Source organism: Acinetobacter sp. GRABPA_MV_2 (assembly GCF_056725885.1).
Genome location: NZ_JBWZNA010000004.1, coordinates 45,477 through 67,863, shown reverse-complemented (window position 1 = coordinate 67,863; position 22,387 = coordinate 45,477). Strand labels below are relative to the sequence as shown.

At 41.0% G+C, this 22,387-nt stretch carries 18 protein-coding genes; 2 read left to right on the top strand and 16 right to left on the bottom strand.

The annotated features are described in order from the left end of the window. Nucleotides 1–52: 52 nt before the first annotated feature. The 15 genes from ACXM0J_RS05160 to ACXM0J_RS05090 form a co-directional block, all read right to left on the bottom strand. A complete protein-coding gene (locus tag ACXM0J_RS05160; RefSeq protein ID WP_005065884.1) occupies nucleotides 53–457 on the bottom strand; it encodes a Na+/H+ antiporter subunit G in 405 nt (134 codons plus the stop codon). Between the two features lie 11 nt (nucleotides 458–468). After that, entirely contained in the window at nucleotides 469–744 is a 276-nt protein-coding gene (locus ACXM0J_RS05155) for a monovalent cation/H+ antiporter subunit F (protein WP_086264338.1), read from the bottom strand. Then, on the bottom strand, nucleotides 741–1,268 hold the full coding sequence (locus ACXM0J_RS05150) for a Na+/H+ antiporter subunit E (RefSeq protein WP_004794999.1): 528 nt from the start codon (nucleotides 1,266–1,268) through the stop codon (nucleotides 741–743). The genes ACXM0J_RS05155 and ACXM0J_RS05150 overlap by 4 nt, the downstream gene beginning before the upstream one ends. Before the next feature lie 2 nt (nucleotides 1,269–1,270). Next, a complete protein-coding gene (locus ACXM0J_RS05145; protein WP_086264337.1) occupies nucleotides 1,271–3,082 on the bottom strand; it encodes a monovalent cation/H+ antiporter subunit D in 1,812 nt (603 codons plus the stop codon). Beyond that, entirely contained in the window at nucleotides 3,082–3,450 is a 369-nt protein-coding gene (locus tag ACXM0J_RS05140; protein ID WP_003654595.1) for a Na+/H+ antiporter subunit C, read from the bottom strand. Before ACXM0J_RS05140 ends, ACXM0J_RS05145 begins: the two co-directional genes overlap by 1 nt. After that, nucleotides 3,447–6,296, bottom strand: coding sequence for a monovalent cation/H+ antiporter subunit A (locus ACXM0J_RS05135; RefSeq protein ID WP_086264336.1), 2,850 nt, complete (start codon nucleotides 6,294–6,296; stop codon nucleotides 3,447–3,449). Before ACXM0J_RS05135 ends, ACXM0J_RS05140 begins: the two co-directional genes overlap by 4 nt. A 294-nt stretch (nucleotides 6,297–6,590) precedes the next feature. Continuing rightward, entirely contained in the window at nucleotides 6,591–7,976 is a 1,386-nt protein-coding gene (locus tag ACXM0J_RS05130) for an AAA family ATPase (RefSeq protein WP_086264335.1), read from the bottom strand. A 23-nt stretch (nucleotides 7,977–7,999) separates the two neighbouring features. Continuing rightward, nucleotides 8,000–9,502 carry a UvrD-helicase domain-containing protein gene (locus ACXM0J_RS05125; protein WP_032062860.1) on the bottom strand — a complete coding sequence of 501 codons (1,503 nt, stop codon included), beginning with the start codon at nucleotides 9,500–9,502 and terminating at the stop codon, nucleotides 8,000–8,002. Nucleotides 9,503–9,511: 9 nt separating this feature from the next. After that, nucleotides 9,512–10,285 carry a bifunctional phosphoribosyl-AMP cyclohydrolase/phosphoribosyl-ATP diphosphatase HisIE gene (gene hisIE / locus ACXM0J_RS05120; RefSeq protein WP_086264334.1) on the bottom strand — a complete coding sequence of 258 codons (774 nt, stop codon included), beginning with the start codon at nucleotides 10,283–10,285 and terminating at the stop codon, nucleotides 9,512–9,514. A gap of 161 nt (nucleotides 10,286–10,446) precedes the next feature. Further along, complete coding sequence (locus ACXM0J_RS05115) at nucleotides 10,447–10,845, bottom strand: VOC family protein (protein WP_086264333.1); 399 nt, start codon at nucleotides 10,843–10,845, stop codon at nucleotides 10,447–10,449. A gap of 26 nt (nucleotides 10,846–10,871) precedes the next feature. Then, nucleotides 10,872–12,185, bottom strand: a complete 1,314-nt coding sequence (locus tag ACXM0J_RS05110; RefSeq protein ID WP_086264332.1) for an FAD-dependent oxidoreductase — start codon at nucleotides 12,183–12,185, stop codon at nucleotides 10,872–10,874. Between the two features lie 124 nt (nucleotides 12,186–12,309). After that, on the bottom strand, nucleotides 12,310–13,929 hold the full coding sequence (locus ACXM0J_RS05105; RefSeq protein WP_005079317.1) for an ABC1 kinase family protein: 1,620 nt from the start codon (nucleotides 13,927–13,929) through the stop codon (nucleotides 12,310–12,312). A 12-nt stretch (nucleotides 13,930–13,941) separates the two neighbouring features. Next, nucleotides 13,942–14,610 (bottom strand): ubiquinone biosynthesis accessory factor UbiJ, encoded by a 669-nt coding sequence (locus tag ACXM0J_RS05100; RefSeq protein ID WP_139841451.1) that lies wholly within the window; start codon nucleotides 14,608–14,610, stop codon nucleotides 13,942–13,944. Between the two features lie 11 nt (nucleotides 14,611–14,621). Beyond that, a complete protein-coding gene (gene ubiE, locus ACXM0J_RS05095; protein WP_002114829.1) occupies nucleotides 14,622–15,569 on the bottom strand; it encodes a bifunctional demethylmenaquinone methyltransferase/2-methoxy-6-polyprenyl-1,4-benzoquinol methylase UbiE in 948 nt (315 codons plus the stop codon). A gap of 147 nt (nucleotides 15,570–15,716) precedes the next feature. After that, nucleotides 15,717–16,424: a DUF8198 family protein gene (locus ACXM0J_RS05090; RefSeq protein WP_005079311.1), complete on the bottom strand. Its 708-nt coding sequence runs from the start codon at nucleotides 16,422–16,424 to the stop codon at nucleotides 15,717–15,719. 209 nt (nucleotides 16,425–16,633) lie between these two features. Between ACXM0J_RS05090 and pap the strand changes: the two genes are divergently transcribed. After that, entirely contained in the window at nucleotides 16,634–18,052 is a 1,419-nt protein-coding gene (gene pap, locus ACXM0J_RS05085; protein ID WP_005079309.1) for a polyphosphate:AMP phosphotransferase, read from the top strand. 22 nt (nucleotides 18,053–18,074) lie between these two features. On the opposite strand, the gene ACXM0J_RS05080 is transcribed toward pap, so the two are convergent. Then, on the bottom strand, nucleotides 18,075–18,581 hold the full coding sequence (locus ACXM0J_RS05080; protein ID WP_005079307.1) for a hypothetical protein: 507 nt from the start codon (nucleotides 18,579–18,581) through the stop codon (nucleotides 18,075–18,077). Nucleotides 18,582–18,749: 168 nt separating this feature from the next. Here ACXM0J_RS05080 and ACXM0J_RS05075 point away from each other — a divergent pair, with 168 nt between their 5' ends. Continuing rightward, nucleotides 18,750–22,385, top strand: a complete 3,636-nt coding sequence (locus ACXM0J_RS05075) for an exodeoxyribonuclease V subunit gamma (RefSeq protein ID WP_086264331.1) — start codon at nucleotides 18,750–18,752, stop codon at nucleotides 22,383–22,385. Nucleotides 22,386–22,387: the final 2 nt, after the last annotated feature.

The window sequence follows — 22,387 nt, the reverse complement described above, 5'->3', positions numbered from 1 at the left end:
CTCAAAATAAAAAAAGCCACCTCCGGGTGGCTTTTTTTATTGATTCAATTTTTTATTCTTTAGGAGGTTCCATTGGCGGTTTGTTTTGTGAAAAGCGCTGACCAATTTTATAACGATCCCAAGGTAGAGGACGTTCAATAGCTTCAGGTACTTCACCACTCAGTGAGCGTAAACGTAAATGTAGCGCAGCTTGTGCAATCAAATTAGCCGAAACTGGCGCGGTAATGAAAGCTAAAAGGGTAATGAGTAGCTCAGCAAAACCGAACCGCCCTTGGAAAGCAAAAAAGATCATTGAAGCGATCAGAAAGCTTCCTAAGCCAAGCGTACTCGATTTAGTTGGCGCGTGTAACCGCATGAATAAGTCGGGTAGACGGACCATACCGATTGAGCCAACTAACATGAAGAAGGCGCCAAAAACCAGAAAGACCGAAACAATAATTTCCATTGTAAATTGCATTTGACCTCTCCTTAATCGATAACATGACCGGTTGTGAAGTAGCGTGCTAAGGCAGCTGTAGATACGAAACCTAGCATCGCAACCAGCAGTGCTCCTTCAAATAGAGCAGTCGTCATCCAATAAATGCCTAACACAACAATCAGGCAAGTTGCATTGAGGAAAAGCGTATCGAGCGCTAAAAGGCGGTCTACAATTGAAGGCCCCATAACCAGTCTAAAAAGGCAAAGTAGCATCGAGATTGTAATGGCAATCAAGCTAATACCTAGAGCATAGGGTAGGATTGTCATGCACTTGCCTCCGTTTTACTTTTCACATCAAAAATTTCCATAAGAGGAATTTCATAACGTTGTTTGATGTCTTGAATATCAGATTCAGTATTATCCGTGCTTAAAGCATGAACCAGAATATCCCCACGTTCTTGATCGATACCTGCAGAAACTGTACCTGGTGTTGTGGTAATGATCATTGCCAGTAAGGTATTAACCTGCTCATGTTCTGTTTCTAAAGGTACGCGATACCATTTAGGGTGTAATTTTTTAGTAGGTCCCAAAACAAGTTTTGCGACCTTAAAGTTAGAAATAATAATATCCCAAAGAACCACAAAACATAGTTTAACCGCAGGTTTCCAGTGAATATGCGGTGTGCGGGTAATAAACGGTTTGACTAAGCGAGGGATAATTAAGCCCAAAAGCATAGCAGTCAAAAGATCACTCGCATCAAGACTATGCGCCAGCATCAACCAAAATAAAATGATGAGAACCGAAACAAATGGATGTGGAAACCAGCGTTCAAGCAAATGAGATAACTGCATTGTTATGGCTCCATAGGTTTCAATTGACTTTCATCAACAATGGTAGGCGTTTGGAGTTTGTCCTGTTGCTGAATTTGTCGTTGTTTATATTCAGAAATATGTTCGCCATTGAGCGTATCTTTCGAAATAATATCTGGAACAAGATAAGCATTATGATCTTCAACCTCACCGCCATACTTCGTTTCCGGTAAGTAACTTGGGTCATATGGCTGTACACTAATGAACTCACCGTTTTGATCTACTTTAAGAATAGAGTGTTGGTAAAGCGCATGGTCTTGGATCTGTTGTGCGGTGCTTAATGTGTAATGCTGAATTGGTGCAGCAAAAACAACATAAGCGATTAAACCAGCCAGTAATAGATAAATGACTTGATCGTTACGTGGCGGTGCGCGTTCCGGTAAAGCACGATAAAGGATATAAGCTGGCTGGATTGGATCTTCTTCTGGAGGAGTAGCGCGCCAGAATAAGATAAAACCAACACGTGTGAGAGCAATAATACTTAATAGGCTCACCACAAGCACAATACCAATAATCCAGCCTTGATAACTAGCTTCAACTGTCGCTTGTAAAATGAATACTTTTCCAAGAAAACCACTAAAAGGTGGTAAACCTGCGAGCATCATAGCAATCAAGAAATAAGTCAGCATAGCCGCTTTTTCTTGTTTAATTCTTGGGGCAACTTTTAAATGATCTTTAAAATCTCCACGTTGTGAAGTGATCCATCCACAAAATAGATAAAAAGCTGCTCCGATCAATGTACTGTGTACTAAGTAATATAAAGCGCCAGACCATGCCTGTGTATTAGACATGGCAATTGCTGTAAGCAAGGTGCCAATTGAAGAAAGGACCATAAAGCCGACAAAGCGACGTAAACGATCTGCCCCAATTGCGGCAATCACACCATAGAGTGAAGTAATTAAGCCAATAGGAAGTAACCAGCTTTTTAAGATTTCTTGACTAAGTGCATCGTCAAATACTGTTCCATTTACACGTAAAATAGAGTAGATCCCGACTTTAGTCATGATGGTGAAAATTGCAGCTACAGGCGTACTTGCAACAGCATAGGTTTTTGGTAGCCAAAAACCGACAGGAAGCATTGCTGCTTTAATACCGAAAACAACAAAGAGAAGTAGCGAACCAGCGACTGCTAATTTGTGTTGATCTGCTTCGAGTGTCGGTATAAGGCGTGAGACATCCGCCATGTTGAGGCTACCCACGCTGCCATAAATCATACCAAGCCCAATTAAGAAGAGGGCAGAGGCTAAAAGATTGATAATGACATAGTGAACACCAAGCTGAAAACGAGGTTTGCCTTGTCCATGTAAGAGCAACACATACGAAGCCATCAATAGGATTTCAAAAAAGACGAAAAGGTTAAATAAGTCGCCTGTTAGAAATGCTCCACAGATCCCCATTAATAGAAAATGTACCATGGCATGGAAATAGCGACCACGGGTGTCCCAATTGTCGCTTGCATACCATAGAACTGGTACTGCTAATGCATAGGTCAGTGCCAGCATAAAGGCTGAAAGACGATCAAGTACAAGCACAATACCAAATGGCGCTGACCATTCACTTAGTTGGTAAACAGTAATCTGGCCAGTGCTGGCGTAACTAAGATAAACAATAGCTGTAATTAATCCGGCAATTGCTGAGACAAGACTAATGCCACGACGCCAAGGTTGGCGCCAGTCATCTTTTAAAGCACCTGCCCCTGGGTTACCTAACAGTAATAAGATAAAAGCAGTAAACGCTGGGATGAGAATGCTAAAAATAGGCGTGTGTTGTTGCCAAAAAGATAAAAAATCAAACATCACGGCTCATCCTCACGTGGGTCGTATGTCGGGGATATATCTTCTTTAGCATCAACATGATCACTACCTGACTCATAACGGCTACGTAGCGCTAGTTGCACAATAAACGCTGTAGTTGCAAAACCGATCACGATAGCAGTTAACACCAGCGCTTGAGGAAGTGGATCGGTTATTTTTGTTGTTTCAGTTAAAATTGCCGGTGAGCTGATTTGTAATCGACCCATAGCAAATAAAAATAGGTTTACTGCATAGCCGATTACAGCCAATCCAAGCACAACAGGGAAAGTACGAGCACGTAAAATCAGATAAATACCTGTGGCAACAAGTAAACCAATAGCAGAAGCCAATAAGAATTCTAAACTGATCATGATGATTCCTCCCGATGTGGTACAGGACCAGACATACTCGAATGACGAGAGTCGCCTAATACAGAGATGAGCAACATTGTCGCGCCTACAACGGTGATATAGACACCCAAGTCAAAACTTGCAGCTGAAGCTAGATGTAGTTTTCCTAGGATTGGTAATTCAACATAGACATGAGCACTGGTGAGGAATGGACGTAACCAGAACCATGCTGCTATACCAGTCAGACCTGCAATCGTTAATCCTATGCCAATCCAGACTTCATAAAGGCGGCCAGACTTCGCTTTTAACAACTGTTCTGCTTGATCTTGACCTAGTGCAATATATTGAATGATTAGCGCCATTGAGGTGATTAGACCTGCAATAAAGCCACCGCCTGGATAGTTGTGTCCTCGCAAAAAGATATAAACACTGACCACAAGCGCTAGTGGTAATACCCAAGAGGCTGTAATACGGAACATAAGCGGTGATGGATTAAAACGATAGGTGAGACCTTGCGTCATTGTTGTGCCGTGTACACGCATACCATCCATAAGGCATAGAGCACCAATCGCAGCGATGCCTAATACTGTAATTTCACCGAAGGTATCGAAGCCACGGAAGTCAACTAAAATGACATTTACAATATTTGAGCCACCACCAAGTGGTAGAGACTGTTGGGCAAAGAACCAAGAAATCGAATTGTGATCACGGGTTAAAATGAGCCACGTAATCCAACCAATTCCTAAACCTCCAATAATTGCTAAAGCTGCATCTCTTAAACGTCTAGAACGAAGAGACTCATACGGTGTTAGCTGTGGAAGTAACGATAAGCTCATTAGTAAGAGAACAGTGGTTACTACATCTACTGTAATTTGAGTCAGTGCTAAGTCTGGTGCTGACATAGTAACGAATACCATCGTTACAACTAGACCAATTGCACCACTAATAAGTACCGCCTTAATACGTTCATGATGAAACCAGAGCATCATCCAACAGCCTGAAAACAGCGTCAGCCAAAGAACTACAGCAATCCATGGAGCATGGGTGAGTTCACGTGTACCTGTGCTCAGGCCTTGATTGAGTAAAGGCATTGTCACTATGATGATGCTAAAAGCGATGATCCAGAACAAATAACTTTGCAATGAGCCATTTTCAGTTTTTTGTTTGATTTTTCGGCTTGTTAGCAACAGATGTTTTAAAAATAAATCAAATAAGATGCGGCCTTGTAATCTACCTAGGCGCGGATCAAGGTCAATTTTACGAATCATGCCGTCTTTTGCTAAAGCAAAATAGAACAGCGTACCGCCCACTAAAGCAATAATACTCATCACAAGAGGAGCGTTGAATCCATGCCAAATTGCAAGGTGTGTACCTGCAAATTCTGGTTGCATTAAGCTTGCTCTAGTTACGCTATTGACCAGTGGTTCTACCAATAACGAAGGCAGAATGCCGACCAAGATACAGAGTACAGCAAGAAGAATGGCTGGAGCACGCATCCCGATTGGTGGTTCATGTGCATCTTTATTTGGCACTTGTTTACCGATTGGACCGTCAAAGAACACACCATGCACTAAGCGAATTGAATAACTTACTGCAAAGATACCAGCCAGAGTTGCAATGATACTGGCAAAGATAACCGTTGAGCCTGAAAGATTTGCCAATAGCTCGGTAAAGAACATTTCTTTAGAAATAAAGCCGTTGGTAAGTGGTACACCTGCCATAGAGGCAGCGGTGATCATGGTGAGTGTGGCAGTGAAAGGAAGTAATTGCCAAATACCACTGAGTTTTCGAAGATCACGTGTGCCAGTTTCATGATCAATAATCCCTGCAAGCATAAACAGCGCTGCTTTAAATGTTGCATGGTTAATAATATGGAAAATAGCAGCGGCAACCGCTAAAGGAGAACCGATCCCAAGTAAACAAACAATAAGCCCTAAATGACTAATGGTTGAATAGGCTAACAGTCCTTTTAAATCTTCTTTGAAAATGGCAAAACACGCTGCCATACAGAGCGTAAATAGGCCGACAAACGTAACGATATTGTGATAGATCGCAGCGCCTATAAAGATTGGAAGTAAGCGGGCAAGTAGAAAAATCCCGGCTTTTACCATGGTCGCAGAGTGTAGGTAAGCAGACACTGGTGTGGGTGCCGCCATTGCGTTAGGTAACCAAAAATGAAATGGAAACTGAGCACTCTTCGTAAATGCGCCAAGCAAAATAAGCAATAACATTGGAATAAAAAGAGTGTGAGCTTGGATTGCATCTTTCATGCCCATGATTTCGCTAATTTCATAGGTCCCAGTGATTTGTCCCAAGAGAACAAATCCACCTAGCATTGCTAAACCGCCCATTCCTGTAATAGTAAGCGCCATCCGAGAGCCACGTTGAGCAGCTTCATAATGGCTCCAATAACCCACTAACAAGAAAGATGAAATACTGGTGAGCTCCCAAAAGACTAATAAAATAATAAGATTATTAGAGAGCGAAATACCCAGCATTGCTGCCATAAACAGCATGAGTAAAGTATAGAGTTTACTTAATGAATTTTTAGGGCCTAAATAATAATAGGCGTATATATAAATGAGTGTACCGATACCGGTAATAAGAAGAGAAAATAATAAACCAAGAGCATCGAGCCTGAAGCTCAGATTGATCCCTAATTGAGGTAACCAATCCCAGCTTTGTTGAATGCTTGCACCACCAAGCACAGTTTTAGCTTGAGTCAGTAATAAACCAAAACTGGTTAAACTGACTCCAATTGCCCCTAAAGCCGTTACTCCACGCGAGAACCGTTGAAGCAATGAAACAAGGGTGGTGCCTAATATTAACGGTAATAAGATAATTATCGGTAGCACACTCGTATCCATATATGATTTAGGCCGAAACCTAAAGGTGAAATTTTAATTTCAGAATAGATAGGAATTCAAAGAGAGTTCCAAAGCTTATTATTCCGAAAACCCAACCAAATTAGAAAATAAAGCGAGAAACAAGTTGTATTGCGCAACTTGAAGAATAAAAACGCAAAATGAAATTTATTGTACACTAAAAAAGCATTAAAAATCTGATGTTATTACATGTAGTAACAACATCTAGTTGTTTTAGTGCCCAAAAAACTCACTCAACTATATATTTTGTGAGTGCGGTTTTTTCGATTATAAAACTTAAACCGAAGGGCTCTCTTCCGGTGTGTCTCCCGCATGAATCATTCTTAATAATTCATTTTTTTGTTGTTCATTCAAACCCTGAATCTGCTGAAATAAAACCTCAATCTGTGCTGGTGTTGGGTCTATTAAGCTCAGAGGCTGTGCTTCTATAGATGGTGTTAAAGGCTCGCTTCTTTGAAGTAAGGTATAGATATGTTCAAGCTGTTGTTTGGTGGTGTTTAGATCAAGATGGCTAATTTTACCGTGTTCTAATTTTAGACATTGATAGGTCGAAGCATGTTCAAGGAGCTCTTCACGACTTCCTGTTGCAATAATTTGTTGGCGTGGGAAGGCTTGATGAAGTCGATTTAAGATCTCGGAGCAATGAGTCGAGTCGAGCTGTGCATCAATCTGGTCAATGAGTAAAACGCCATCCCCCTCAAGGCAAGGGTTTAAGCTTAATGGATTGAGTAAACAAAGTCGGCGGGCTATATCGCCTACTAAAGCAATCCAAGTTTTTGTTGTATTTGAAAGTTGCTGAAAAGGTAAAGTTTGATCTTCATAGTCGACCATGAGTTGTAGTCGAGGCTGATACTGTAGATAGAGGTCTTTAAGCTCAGGCAAAACTATATTCAATGCATTCTTGAGGGCATAGAGATTGGGTGAAGTGAGCTGTTTAGGTTGCCCTGCTAACTCTTTTTGGAGCTCATTTAATAATTCTGTTTGATCTTGCTGATCTGACTGTTTAGATCTAATCCGTTGTACTAGATATGCAGCTTGAGCATTTTCAATATCACTGATTTCTCGTAGCCATTCAAAAAAGCGTGTAAAAGTTGTAAACGGTAGTGGGCTAATATCATAGGCTGAAATGGCTTGAGTAATGCCAGGTAAATTTTTATTAAGCAGATTAATATCATTTACAAATCGCTCGGCTGGGTAGTAAGCGATTAAGGGAAGTCCTTGTAATGGATCTTTTTTTATGACTTGTTGATAAAGAGCCATGGTTTGGTCAAGTTGCTGAGTTTCAACTTGGCTCACTCCAATCCCACTTGCATTTAAGGTTTTAAAAAGTTTCCAGCTACACAGCGAAGAATCTACCTGCTGAGCAGAGGTACTTTCTGGCAGATGACCAATTTCTGAAGGAACTTGAATAGTCACTTCAATTTTTGATTGTAGACGTGACTGAGTAATGTCTTGATCAGGCATGACAATACCGGGACTGCGCAAATCTTTAAGGCGAGCAGGGAACCAAGTTAAAGCATGGTAAGTATGTTTGAGCAACATACTTTTACCAGTTGCCTGTTCACCTAAAATTAAGGTGATTGGCTGTTTTTCATAGTGAAAGTGTATTTTAAGGTCGTGAAACAGAGCAATATGTTTAAATTGGACAGATTCAAGTTTCATAGGCTCACCTAAATATGAGCGCTTCAACCAACCGACTGACGAAGACTTAAAGGCGCCCTTAGTTTTAATTGTTGTATCAGATCATAAAGATGATGGATATTTAGACTTACTTTAGCACGAGTACAGGCAACGTACAGTAATCTTAATTCTTCATCGGTAATCTTGTGTTCTAACCCATTAATTTTAAATTGATAGTCATCTTCAATATGAACGCGGTTCCATTCTAAGCCTTTCGCTTTGTGGGCTGTAGAGATGACATAATCAGCTTGCTCAAGTGGTGTAATCTTTGCAAGCGCTTTTTTTAGTGGGTCGGTACCGTGGTCATCGACAAGTTTAACCAATGGCTTAATATCACTACCTTCATTAGTTTCACAGTATTCATGAACATCATGCCATGAATTAAACCATGCTAATTCAGGTACATCAGTAACCCGTTTTCCTTGCTTTAAGAGGCTTGCAGCATCTACAAAACGGTTTAGTTTTTGATGGTCAGCCTGCAAACTTACTTTATCGCCGTGAACTAAACCAGCTAATAAAAGTTCCATTGCACGAGCATTGGTACGGCACAAAATCGCATCACGCATTTTAGTGTGTGGTTTATTTACAACACTTGATTTCTGGTTTGGATTACCAAGCAGAGGAACAGTTTCATTTAAGCCGCCCAGCAATGCATTGGCAACATCGGCAATCGTTTCACCAAAACGAAAAGAAGTGGTGAGGCGAGACTCTGGCAATGGTAATTGCTGCATGGCATTAATTGCACCACGCCACGCGTAGATTTGCTGATGTGCATCGCCAACATAGATAACCTGAGTATTTTTTTGACGAAGCAAAATGCCCAACATTAAAGGATCGGCATCTTGTGCTTCATCAAATAGTACATAATCGGCTGGAATGTTCGGTTCAGACAATGCCCAAAGTTTGAGGTAAATATCGTGACCAATTCCTGCCTGATGATTTGGGTCGATCGACTCTAACCAGCGGCGTTCAACAGCAGGGTAAAGATGAGTTTGTAACTCGGTAATATCGTCTGGATGTAACCAGTTTGGTGCCTGAATATGTCGAGGAGCAGGGTATTGCGAGCTGGTCGAGCAAAAATAGCTGACAGCATTGGCGACAAGACTTGCGAGGCGACTTGGCATTAAGACGTATTTTTCATAACGTCCACCCATCATGCGTCGCAAAGTTATAGGTTGTAGTCGATATTCTTTTGCAATAAAGCTTGGGCTTAAGCGAGGTAAGCGTAATTTATCAGTCACACCTCGTGGCACACTGCGAAAAGCGAGGGAGTGAAAAGTACGACAATCTACATTACGATGAAATTTGTTTTGTGCTTCGCCTGCAATTGCCTTGTTAAATGCTAGATACATACCGCGCCGTTCAGGCATGGCATCACTAATCATTTGTAAGGTAGTAGTTTTACCTGTACCCGCATAAGCAATCACTTTAAATGATTGCCCAAGACGTGCGTTATCTATGGCAATTGCTTGCTCATAGGTGGCTTTAGGTTTTTCGATATTCGACACTGAGTGATTTTAAACCTTGTTGCGGTTAGCTTTTTCAACTAAACCAGATAAACCCTGACGACGAGCTAATTCGTCAATAATAAGTTGTGGATTAAGATCGAAATAACCCAACATGACAATGCTATGGAACCACAAATCGGCAGTTTCATAAATCAAGTCATTTAAATTACTTTCTGTATTTTGAGCAGCGTAGTCTTTCGCAGCAATAATGGTTTCTACGCTTTCTTCACCGACTTTTTCTAAGATTTTATTGATGCCCTTTTTGTAGAGGCTTGCAACATATGACGTATCCGCTTCTGCTTGTTTACGCTCTTGCATTAATTGCCCTAAGTGAGCAAGTACATCCACTTGTTCTGTCGTGTGATCATGATCGTGGCTTTCAGTTTTGGCTTTATCGCCATAAATTGCAGTAGGGTCTTTTAATTGTGCATCGACAATTTCCCAGCCCTGTGGGGTAAGTTTACGGTAGAAACAAGACTCACGACCTGTATGGCATGCAATACCGCCGTGTTGCTCAACTTGTAATACGATTACATCGCCGTCGCAGTCTAAACGAATTTCATAAACCGTTTGGAAATGACCTGATTCTTCACCCTTGTGCCAAAGTTTTTGGCGAGAGCGAGAGAAATACACCGCCTGATTTTTTTCTGCTGTGAGCGCAAGTGATTCACGGTTCATCCACGCCACCATCAAAATACGTCCGGTTTGATGATGTTGAGCAATGGCAGGGATAAGACCTTGTTCGTTAAATTTTACTTCATCGAGCCATTGCATGTTATTCATGAGGAATCACCAAAGAAATATGAACTATAAATTGATTTCAATTAGATGCTAAAAATAGCTTGTATAGTGTACGGCATCAACGTCGCTTTGCGGAAAAATTCTTTGTCCTTTTTGTCTTTGTCAGCGTAATGAGTAGCTTGTACTTTTTACTCATGAGTGCCTTATTCAGATGGCTGAGTCATTAGAATATTTGAAATCTCAATCAAATTTTGATCTGGATCACGAATATAAACTGAAAGAATAGGATGCATTGCACCAGTACGTTCAATCGGACCTTCTTCAATTTGAATATTTAATTGATTAAGGTGCGCAACTACTTCTGAAATGGGAGTGTCAGAAATAAAACACAAATCGGCAGATCCGGGAGTCGGCTGTAATGCCTTAGGTTCAAACTCGTTACCTTGCTGGTGTAAATTTATTTTTTGATTTCCAAACTTTAGAGCCTTTCTATTACCTTTAAAAGTGATGACCTCAAATCCTAATACGGTTTGATAGAAATGACAGGTGGTTTCAATATTTGAGACGGTTAAAACAAGATGATCAAGATGGCTAATTTTCATGTGTTACTCACTATTATTTGGTTGGGTTAATAGTCAGACAGAGATTCGCTTTCTAAATGAAATACACTGTTTTCTTTAGGTAATTGAGCAACCTGATCATAGTCCAGTTGTTGGAATGGCCCTGTTTTTAAGCCTGAAATTGTAATTGCCATCTCTTTTCGAAAATAAGGGATTTGATACATCCACGGAAAAACTAAATCTCTTAAACCTCCAGCCCACCAATGATCAGATTGATAAAGGGGTGTTAATAAGCGACTAAGAAATTGATAAAACTGGGTGGATGAACGGCGAAGCTGGTGGTAGTTCTGCCAGAGCAGGGACCAATCAATATTCTGGTTCTTTTGAGCATGTTGCAATGATTGAGAGAAAGCCCAAGCATCCAATAATGCCATATTTGCACCTTGACCTAACTGTGGACTCATCGCATGAGCTGCATCTCCAATTACTCCAACTCGACCCTGACCAAATTGAGTCAGGACGACATCGCGGTAGTTTGCAGATAGCCATTTAGGCTGAGTTTGACTGTTATACAAAATTTCTTTCAGCCATTCTGCAACTTTGGGCCAACGTTCTGAGACTTGCTTTAACCAAGCTTGTTTAGCCTGCTCATCTTGTAAAAAGCTTTGTAGTTGTGGTGTAGGTAGACTCCAAAAAACACTTGAAAGGCGCTGTTGAGGTTCAGTTGGAATCGCTCCTGTAGGAAGAATTCCCATCATAATTTTCGAGCGATCATAAAATTGATGCAGAATTTCAGAATCGAGAACTTGGCACTCAGGTACGATACTCCATGCCGCACCCCAAGGATAAGCTTTGTCAACCTTTACCCATGCTTTAGGGCGTAACTGGCTACGTGCACCGTTGGCAATGAGTAGGCTATCAAAGCAAGCATCAAACTTTTGGTTTTGATGACTGCCGAATATCCGAACTTCATCATTATGTTCTTCAAAACTTTCAACAGAATGGTTCATACACCAAGTAATCTGGCTTGAATACTCGCTAAGCTTTTGAGTGAGTACATGACACAAAGTGGCTCGGTGTATACCTAGACCATAGAGGTTTGCTGATGCTTCGTGATAATGACTATTAACTAAAAGGCGCTTATTTGGAAGTTGGCCCTCTAAGCCTGTGACTCTTGCACCTAATGTTAGAGCTTTATCGAGCACACCTAATTGTTCAAATACAGCTAAGCCCGCAGGTTGTAGCAGTAAACCGGCACCTACCGGAGATAACTCATCAACTTGTTCAAAAATAGTAACGTTATTGCCTTGGCGGGCAAGCAAAATAGCAGTGGCTAAACCTGCTGTACCTGCACCGATAATGGCAAAATGAGGTGTTTTCATTGTTTGTTCTTTTGAAGCATTTATAGCTTCAATTTAGCAATGAACGAATAGCTGATCTATAAATTTTTTGAAAATTAAATTTTTTCCATAAAAAAATCCCTTGCATTGGCAAGGGATTTTGAACTTATTTCAATATACGCCAAAGCGCTAATAAGCTACTCAGCACAATTAGAATAATCGAAACAAACCAAGGGCTAATAATTGCAATAGTCAGCAAAATCAGCATAGTACTGCCGAACATCCAACTACGGCGTTGCTGATGTTCCATTTGCAAACGAAGTTGCTGAATTTCGCGTAACTGGCGGTCTTGCCAAGCTGACTGATTTTTTAAACCATTTAAGCTATCAATAATTAAGCTTGGGAAATCTTGAGCGCCTAAAAGCAGGTCAGGTAATTGCTGGCCGAGTTCTTTTACATTTTTGACTGGGTTCATGTTGGATTTGACCCATTCCGTCAAAATTGGTTTTGCCAATTTCCAGATGTCGAGCTGCGGGTAAAGGTCAGTCCCTAGGCCTTCTACATGCACTAAAGTTTTGAGTAGCAGCATGAGCTGTGGCGGAATCTCAAGATGGAAGCGACGAGCAATGTCCATCACTTGAATTAAGATACCCGCAAAATCAAGCTGGTCCATTGGTTTAGATACCATTGGCCCAACAGTACGGCGCATTTCACGTGCTAAAGCATCTTGGTCAGTGCCCGGTGGAATCCAGCCAGCTTGATGCACAATTTGAATAAGCTGCATAAAGTTGCTGTTCATGACAGCAAGCAACATACGGGCAACTGTCATCTGGTCGTGCTTAGAAAGCTCACCCATAATCGCACAGTCCAGCGCAATAAAGCGTGGATTGCTTGGGTTAATGGTTTCTACAAAGACATTGCCAGGGTGCATGTCGGCATGGAAAAAGTTATCGCGGAATACTTGCGTAAAGAAAATAGTTAACCCTTTTTCTGCAAGTTGTGCACGGTCCATGCCTAGACGGTCAAAGGTTGCCGTATCTGAAATAGGGACACCAGTAATACGCTCAGCCACCATGACATCTTTGGTGTCCATGTAGACTTCTGGTACATACATCATGGTTGAGCCAGTGAAGTAATGGCGCATACGACGGGTGTTATCAGCCTCAATACTCAAGTCCAGTTCATTTAAAATGATCTGGCGGTAGTCTTGAATAATTTCGGTGAGATGCAATGCACGAGCAGCTTCAAGGCGGCTTTCTAACGTATTTCCTAGCCATGCCAGAATTTCAAAGTCTTGTAAAATCTGGCTACGAATGTCCGGACGAGTAACTTTAACAACAACTTCACGGCCATCATGCAGTGCCGCTGTATGTACTTGTGCAATTGAAGCAGCAGCTAATGGTTGGTCATCAAAGCGGGCAAATAGAGTATTTACGTCTGCTTTTAAAGAATCTTGAATACGTTGTTTGGCAACATTGCTATCAAAAGGTTTTACTTGATCTTGAAGTAAAACCAGTTGAGCGAGTACCTCAGGTGGAATTAGGTCACGGCGAGTAGACAGTAATTGACCAAGCTTGATTGCAAGTGGTCCCATATCTTCTAAAGCTTCTTTAAGCTTTAAAGGATTTTTACGTTCACGACTCGACCATGCAGCTGGATGCATTTTAATAATATTTAATGCATGCTGAGCTTTAACTGGTAATTCATCCGCAGGGAACAACGTATCGAGTCTATAGTGCGCTGCAATACGCCAAAGTTCGAGTAAACGTGAAACGTGCGGAATCATATAAAGTCTTACCTAGTCTTGAGAGGGTTGTAGTTGTGCATTGAGTTGCTGCAATCTTGCTTCAAGACGGTCAATGTCTTGATTAAGCTTGCGAGTTGCTTGAGTTAAGTCGTCCATTTCCCAGCGAGGGGCAAATAGGCCGCTATCTTCTTTTAAGGCATCTTCAGCAAAAAACAGATGGCTTTGTACCGAGCGTTTTAAATGTTTTGGTGCAAGTTGAATCTTGCCAATTTCATGAGCGAGTTGAGGACCCACCCATCTTGATAAATGCGCAGCTAAATCAGGTTCAGCTTGCTGTATAATTTTTTGAATATCCTGTAATAGGTGATAATCACCTTGGAGCGGGATATTCCCAATCTGGTCTGGATCGCTGACCAATAATTTAATCAGTTCAACGACATCTTTAACATGCAAAGTTGCAGTTGCTTCAGAAATTTTGAATTGGGCATCAAAAGGACGCTGTTCAAAAATAGAAGGCTTTTCACTATGACCTGTTACGGTAGGTTCAAGACGTACTTTTTCTTGGTCAAAGAACACATCGACAGAAAGCTGCGGACTATCAATCACAACACGCAACATTTTGCCCTGTAACTGATTAAGCTGAATGCGAGTAACCGCATCCAGATCGATCAGATGATGAATGATACGTTCGACTGCACCGAGTGCCAGAATCGACCACATATCGTTATCCCTTACAGTTTGAAGCCACGGTGAACGGCAACGATACCGGCAGTAAGGTTGTGATAGTCACAGTTCTGGAAGCCAGCATTTTCCATCATACCTTTTAAGGTGCGTTGGTCTGGGTGCATACGGATTGATTCAGCCAAATATTTATAGCTTTCTGAGTCATTCGCAACCAATTTACCCATAATCGGTAAAGCGGTGAATGAATAGAGGTCATAAAGTTTTGAGAATGGCTCAAATACAGGTTTAGAAAATTCAAGAATCAGTAAACGGCCACCTGGTTTTAATACACGGAACATAGAAGCAAGTGCTGCATCTTTATCTGTCACGTTACGTAAACCAAAGCTAATGGTTACAAGGTCAAAGCTGTTGTCTGCAAAAGGTTCTAATGTTTCAGCATTGGCAAGAACGAAGTCAACATTGGTACAGCCTGCATCAATTAGACGGTCACGGCCAACATTGAGCATAGATTCGTTAATGTCTGAAAGTACAACATGACCTTGCGGACCAACTTCACGGCTAAACACTTTTGCTAAGTCGCCTGTACCGCCAGCAATGTCTAACACGTGTTGACCACGGCGGACACCAGACATGTTAATTGCAAAACGCTTCCACAAACGGTGAATACCAAATGACATCAAGTCATTCATCAAGTCATATTTGCTTGCAACTGAGTGGAAAACTTCTGCAACTTTTTGTGCTTTATCTTCAGTTCTAACTGTTGAGTAACCGAAATGTGTTGTTTCACCAACGTTGCCAGTATTACCAGCACCACGAGGTAAATTGTATTTAGGTACAGAGCCATTCACAGGTGTGTCTGTTAAGGTTTGCTGTAAAGTTTGTTGTTGCCCTTGAGGAGTACCTTGAGGTAAAGGTGAGCTTAGGAATGGGCTAACTTTGTCTGAACTTTGTGCCTGCTCAGTTGGAGATGTTGGCTTTTGGTTTTCGTTAGACATATTGTCTCTCCTAGACTCAAACTCAAGTGAAACGGAATAAGTTCTGCATGATGACAGATTTTGTCTATTTTTACAGGCATCATCATGCAAATATAATGAATAAAATCTCAACTTCGCGAGGTTGAGTTTTTCTATGTGCCGACCTTATCACACTCTAAACGGATTCGGATGCCCTGAATGTACATTTTCAATAATCTGGCGTTCTTTTTCAGTAAAAGTCTTAATAAAGGTCTCGGCTGATTTTAACGGTTTCATCGCACTAAAACCATCTTGAATGAAATCATACATCAATTCGAAGTGATATTTTTGGGCAATACCTTTACACATTTTAAAAGCAGTAAACATCATAAATGAACGCATGTATTTATCGAGTGCTGCACCTAAATCGTCAAGAAGAGCAAGTTGTTGATAACGAGCTTCGGCCTGATCAAGCTTGATTAAGGTTAAACGCATAATTTCATCAGTGAGTACTGTATCTGCGGGATAGTCCTCAAGAAGTTGCATTGCTACTTGCTCATCAAGTTGGGTTGCAAGTACAGCCAAACTTACTGATTTAGTACCTGTTTTAATTGCATTCTCAGGTAAGACTTTTTCTGCTTTATGCGCATATTTCAATAAGCGTTCGATTTGAGCTGCAAGAGCATCAAATTCTGGGCCACCATATAAACGATTTAAAAAGTACTCTGACATAAGCTTGTGCGCTGGCAGATTAAAAAAGTCATGATGGGTATCTTTCATCCGCTCTTTTAACCATGTTTGTACATCTTGCAAACGCTGAGCAAGTACTGGATTATCGTGATAATTAAATGTTTTATATTGTTGTAAAAGATCATCAAAAGCAGCGAGTTTAGACATTTAAGGCTCTAATATTGGGCTATTTGCAAAAAATCATAAAAGGCATTGTAACCTTGTACTATGGCGAGTAGATGTAAAAAAAATGATTCATGCGTCAATTTTTAAACAGAATTTTGTCGCAATGACATAATTTGTATAGCAATTCATCATTTAAGCGCATAAGTTAAAGATCATCGAAATTAAACAATAAAAGATTAGAGCCGTGGACTATGAGTGAACAACAACCAAAATTTGAGATTCGTGATGAAGAACAGCTTTCAGTCGATTTGATTGAAGCACAATATGCTCTAAAAGAAAGTCGAGGGAAGCCGAATGCTAAAAGCACACTGATATTAATGAGTGGTATTGAACTGGCTGGAAAAGGCGAGGCTGTTAAGCAACTTCGTGAATGGCTAGATCCACGATATTTACGAGTCAAAGCAGACGCGCCGCGTGTGCTGACAGATACAGAAGCATTTTGGCAATCTTACTCGGAGTTCATTCCGACTGAAGGGCAAATTGTGGTGATGTTTGGCAACTGGTATAGCGATTTGCTCGTCACGGCAACGCACGTGTCTGAACCTTTGGATGAAGCACGCTTTGATGCTTACGTTGAAAATATGCGGGCATTTGAGCAAGATTTAAAAAACAACTATGTCGATGTGGTCAAAGTCTGGTTCGATCTGTCATGGAAATCACTGCAAAAACGTTTAGACAAGATAGATCCATCTGAACAGCACTGGCATAAGCTGCATGGCCTAGACTGGCGTAATAAAAAACAATATGACACTTTGCAAAAGTTACGCCGCCGTTTTACCGACGATTGGTACATTATTGATGGCGAAGATGAAAAGCAGCGTGATCAGTTTTTTGCGCAATACCTTTTACAACACATGCGTCAACTTCCAGAGCATGAAACCGAAGTTAAAGGAAAATGGCAGCAAGCTAAAATTCCAGAGAGTTTATTAAACCCTTCTAACGAACCACTTGAAAAAGCAGAATATAAAAAAGAACTCGATAAACTGAGTAAAAAAATTGCCGATGCCATGCGTTTTGATCAACGCAATGTCGTCATTGCTTTTGAAGGCATGGATGCAGCTGGTAAAGGTGGGGCCATTAAGCGAATCGTTAAAAACCTAGACCCGCGTGAATATGATATTCACTGTATTGGAGCACCTGAACGTTTTGAAGCACGTCATCCTTACTTATGGCGCTTTTGGAACCGCATTAATGAGGCCGAAAAAATCACGATTTTTGATCGGACATGGTATGGACGTGTACTCGTTGAACGTGTCGAAGGTTTTGCTTCACCTTTAGAATGGCAGCGTGCCTATGATGAAATAAACCGCTTTGAAAAAGATTTATTTGATAGTCAAACGATTGTAGTAAAAATTTGGCTGGCGATTAGTAAAGATGAGCAAGAGCAGCGTTTTAAGGCCAGAGAAGAAACACCGCATAAACGCTTTAAAATTACCGCAGAGGATTGGCGTAATCGTGATAAGTGGGACGATTATTTAAAAGCGGCCGCAGATATGTTTGAGCGAACTAGTACTGAATATGCACCTTGGTATATTGTCGCAACCGATGATAAATATACTGCACGTTTAGAAGTGTTGAAGGCCATTTTAAAACAACTGAGAGCAGATTAAGCTCTCAGCTACAAGGCAAACATTAATTTACAATAGTGCTACGGCTTTTTTGCTGAATACGTTTTGCAAGGTTATAACTGTCATTCAGATGAGTTTCTGCTATTTTTTTCATCATGAAATAGCCCAAACTTGCTGCTACAATTTGCCCACCTAGTGGTATAAATTTAGTCACCTGTTTCGTTACGATTTTGCCAAGAAAGCCATTAAATGTTTTTTTAACTGTAGTACGCGCTACTACAAAGCCTGAAAATTCAAAACCGCGTTTACGTAGTTCATCCCAATGAATTGTTTTAGTTTTCGGGTCGTAGACACTCACGTGTTCAGGTGCTAAGCCAAAACGGGAATTGATATCTGGAATAAGGTACGACAAAATTCCCAAATCGACTGCCACGTCAAAAAAAGGAATCGGTACAATTGCCGCTCCTGCTGAGACGTAAGCTCTTTTTTTGATGAGATCATGACACTCATCGCGAATTTGTTCCAGATTTAGGCTAGGATCAATATAGTCAGGAATCTTGTCAATTTTCATAATGTCTACCTGTATAAGTTTCTTGATGGCGTCATTTAAACCAAGTGTAAGTGACCCCAAAGTTAAATTATGCTGTGTTTAAACCAACGTGACATAGTCAGATTCAGTTGTATAGTAATGAATGTTTATGATTTTGTGCATAAATTATGCAAGCAGGATATGAAATAAATGGGGATTCATGTTATTCAAAGTCAACGTATTGATGTGTTGTTGCAAGGTGTATTGACGTCTACATCTCAAGCTTCAACGCATCCATTACAGGTTTTGAAAACCCAGCATTTTATTGTTCCAAGTCCTGCGGTCGAGCAGTGGCTGATACAAAAACTTGCAGAACAGCAAGGCATGAGTGCTAATTACCAGTTTCACCAACGGGTACGCGGCTTCCAGTGGTACGCCTACCAGCAAGTTTTAACTGCGCATAAAGAACAGGTTCGTAAAGCGAACATCCCACGTTTAATTTTTAAATGGCGGGTGCATCAAGCTTTGCACGAATTCATTCAACCTGACACGATAAGTATAGATTCGTCGCATCCTTTACATTCTATTGTCCAGCGTATTTATGACAGCGCAGATCGACTCGAACAAGGCATAGACAAACAATTAAAAAAACAAAAAATGCTGTACTGGGTCGCTGAGCAGGTTGCCGATCTATTTAGTAACTATATGATTTATCGTGGGCAGTGTCAGCGTGGTTGTGAAAATAGTTGTACCTGTCCGGAAAACTGGTTGTCTGCTTGGGGGCAGGGCCGAGCACTCGATATTGAAAAATATATTGTGCAAAAAGATGAAGAAGTGACTGCTTTTGCATTACATCAAACTGAGGAGCTAGAACGTTGGCAGCGTTGGTTATGGCAACAACATTTTCATGATGACTTTTTGCAGATGCAGCAAATTGATGCATTGTTTTGGCAAGAGTTAGATCATCCAGACCGCAGTAAGCGTGCTATTACAAGATTACCTAATCAGGTGGTGATCTTTACGTTATTAGATTTGCCGCCAAGCCAGTTACAGTTCTTGCGCCGTTTAGGACAATACGTTGATGTACTGATTTTGCACTATAACCCTTCACAAGAATATTGGGCCGATAGTGTCGATCCACTCTGGAAACAGCGTTATGACTTAGGGGTAAAAGAGCGTTTTATTGCGAAAAATCCAAAGGCTACTGATGCTGAAATTAGTGATTTCTTTAATAAATTTACACTCAACTTTAATGCTGAAGCGCGTGAGTCCAGACATCCGCTTTTAACCCGATTGGGTAAACAAGCCCGCGACCACTTTTCGCTATTGTCGAATTTATCTACGGGTGAAGAAGGTAAGTGGGTTGATGCTTTTGTGGATGATTTTCCTGAAAGTCTGCTCGGTAAAGTTCAGTCAGATATTTTGCATTTAGTGGAACCTCAAGCTAAGCAATATGAACTCGCTCCAGACGATGACTCGATTCAGATTCATGTTTGTCATTCAACTTTACGTCAGCTTGAAGTTTTAAAAGAGCAATTGATTGGTTGGTTGTCTAAACCACATGAACAGCCGCGCCGACCAAACGATATTTTAGTTTTAGTTCCTAATTTGGCCGACATAGAGCCTTTAATTCGAAGTGTATTTCCTGCTACTGCCACTGAGCAGGGTGTGCATTTGCCAGTAAAGATTGCAGGTGTTGCATCACTTGATGCACTGAATGCTTGGCGTGCCGTGATTGGGCGTATTCAACTGATGCAGGGGCGTTTTAGTTTTGATGATTTTGCTGATTGGTTAAGTTTGCATGCGACTCAACAACGTTATGAACTTGAATATGTTCAGGTTGAGCGAATTTTAAATTTGCTTGCCGATGCAGGCTTTAAACGAGGGCTTGATGCAGAGCATCTCAAGCGCAGTTTGTGTGACGGTGATGATGATTACCGATATAGCTTTAAATTTGCCTTAGAGCGACTGGCTCTTGGCATTGCCGTGCCTGTACATGCGACGTTTAATCAGGTGTTGAGTTATGCCAAAGTTCAACCGAGCGATTTCGAGCTGATTGGTACACTCATTCAGATTTATCAGGATTTGAACGAGCGCCGTGATTGGCTGACTCTGCATGAACAAGGAAAAGTCTATACCGTTGAATATTGGCTTCAGGTACTAGGCAAAGATATTGTTGAATTTGAGCAGGTTGGTGTTGCTGCCCTAAAAGCTGTGCGTGAAATTGTTAAAAAACAAGAGCGAATGTTGACGCTCGCAAGCTATTACGCCGAGACAGACACAGGAACTTTGCGCAAAATCACCTTGCCACTACCTTATATTATTGAAGAAATTCAACGGACATTAGAAAGTCAAAGTGCGCAAGCTGAGCCGACTGGGCAAATTACTTTTGCCCAAATTGGACACATTCGACCGTTACCTTATCGTTTAATGGTCATGCTAAATCTTGATGCAGGGCAATTTCCAAACCGCGATACCCATGTTCCATTTGATTTAATGGATGCACTGCGCCAACAGTTAGGTGACCGCTCTCGACTTGAAGATGATCAAGGTGCTTTTTTAGATGCTTTATTATTAGCACAAGACAATTTATGGCTGTTTTATAACGGTTTTGATGTGAATGATGGTGAGGTGCGAGAACCTTCCAGTATTCTTCAAGAGTTCCGTGAACACCTTGCCTTGATTGTGAAAGCTGAAGATGGTGTACCTGAAAATGTAGTTATTGAAGGAATTGAGATTCCATCACAATTAAAACAACTCTATCACTTACATGACTTACAGCCCTTCGATCCGAAAGGTTTTACTGTAGAAAAAAGTGTTATTCGCTATCAAGATCATTGGTTTAAGGTCGCTTCACAAATTCAGCAAGTTTCAGGAAACCGTCAACCTTGGGCGAACACAACCTATCCGCTACAAGCACCGGACATGTTGGTTTTAGAGAGCCAACAGTGGATACAGGATGTAACATTCCCTGCACGCCTCTATTTAAAAACTTTAGGGGTAGAAAACTTAGGAAGTGTCGGAGTGCTCGACCAAAATGAACCTTTATTATTAGATGGTTTAGGACGCTATGCGATCCGACATTTTTTACAACAATCTGAACAGCAAGCACAACCTGAAGTATTAATTGATCAGTTGCCTGTAGGTAAAGTCAAATATAGCGCATGGCAACAAGGTGTTTTTGAGCAAGAATGTTTACTTGAACGACTTCACCATTATGCACCGGCAGTGACACAAACAACTCAGCGTATTTGGCGAATTGCTAAACAGCTTCATATGAATATTACCGTTCCGAAGTCTGAAACTCGGGACTGGGTCAGTATGGAACCTTCAAGTGCTCGCGCAAAAAGACGTGCTAAAGTTTGGTTAGAATATCTGCTCTGGTTAGCTTATTTGAATGAGGGTAGTGCAGGAGCTGAAAAGCGCCGTATTGTGGTTTTTAGCGATCAAACCGTGATTTGTAGTGGAGTGAGTTCTGAACAGGCTCGGCAATATTTACAGCCATGGTTTAAAATCTGGCGCCATGCACAGCAACAACCTTTGGTTCTACCAGCAGCCTTATTATTAAAGCCGCTAGAAAAAGCCAAAGCATATCAGTGGGAAACAACAAATCAGGCAGAAAAAGCAAAACTGGATGAGAAGAGCTACACTGAGCTGTTAAAATACTGGAATGAAACAGGGTCATTTACCACAATGGATATGACTCAAAATGAAGCTTGCAAGTTGCATCGAGACTGGAGTTTTATTTTACAAGAACAAGATGCGCAAGCTTTGCTTCAACATGCTTGTGATGAGTTTGCGTATGATCTGTATCATCCAGTTTTTCAATTTCAACATTCGGAGTAAGA